Origin of the sequence: Catenibacterium sp. CAG:290 (assembly GCF_000437715.1) — a bacterium.
Classification (GTDB): Bacteria; Bacillota_I; Bacilli_A; order Erysipelotrichales; family Coprobacillaceae; genus Catenibacterium; species Catenibacterium mitsuoka_A.
In genome coordinates, this window is record NZ_FR898794.1 from 1 (window position 1) to 543 (window position 543).

General features: G+C 26.3%; 1 protein-coding gene. It reads right to left on the bottom strand.

Annotated elements, in window-relative coordinates; translation table 11 throughout:
• Positions 1–40 precede the first annotated feature (40 nt).
• On the bottom strand, positions 41–543 hold a 503-nt coding region (locus QVO42_RS03630), incomplete at its 5' end, for a hypothetical protein (protein ID WP_288163746.1).

The following is a 543-nucleotide window of genomic DNA, read 5'->3' on the forward strand; positions in this document are numbered from 1 at the left end:
CCGCTATTGACGCGGAGCCCATTTAGTTTGTCAACGTGGATTATTTAAGACTAGGATTAATAAAAAGGGTTGAATAATAAATAAGATAATTGTAAGTTTTTTTCTTTGGCAGACTTATTCTTTTTACTTGCTTAAAGTCTTTCTTATAATCGTAGATATTAACACTGTATTTATCATGCTCATTACGAGATAGAATATAAGCATGAGAACCATTAAAATCAATCATATCAAGATGATGCTTCAAGGTATATGTTTTTTCTAATTGATGCGTATCTTGATCAAAAACACAAATCTTATTGCCTTCATTTGAAACAAGATTATAGAAAGTAACATAGATTTTTCCATCATTTACATAAATATTATCAGCATAGCTATAAGGCATATCAATGATTTTTAATTCATCTGTATTCATGTTTAATTGACCAATATATTTATTTTGGTTATTAAATGAAAAATATAATGTATCTTTATCTGTATAGTACTTACAAATATTATCTCCATATTGGGTAAGACTAATACTTTTAAGTCGTTTTAAATTTTGAT